We start from the raw sequence: 301 nt of genomic DNA, 5'->3' as shown, positions 1-301 counted from the left end.
CCGGGGCTTTCACATCTTGCTTAACAAACCGCCTACGCACGCTTTACGCCCAGTAATTCCGATTAACGCTCGCACCCTCCGTATTACCGCGGCTGCTGGCACGGAGTTAGCCGGTGCTTCTTCTGTTGCTAACGTCACAGAATGCAGTTATTAACTACATCCCTTTCCTCACAACTGAAAGTGCTTTACAACCCGAAGGCCTTCTTCACACACGCGGCATGGCTGCATCAGGCTTTCGCCCATTGTGCAATATTCCCCACTGCTGCCTCCCGTAGGAGTCTGGGCCGTGTCTCAGTCCCAG

1 rRNA gene is annotated in these 301 nt (G+C 54.2%); it reads right to left on the bottom strand.

The features are described 5' to 3' along the window. A 16S ribosomal RNA gene (locus FNN08_RS16260) occupies nucleotides 1-301 on the bottom strand; the annotation flags it as partial.

Source organism: Thalassomonas sp. M1454 (assembly GCF_007097525.1).
GTDB lineage: Bacteria > Pseudomonadota > Gammaproteobacteria > Enterobacterales > Alteromonadaceae > Thalassotalea_A.
Note: the sequence above shows the minus strand (reverse complement) of the source record. Positions and strands in the feature narration are given on the sequence as shown.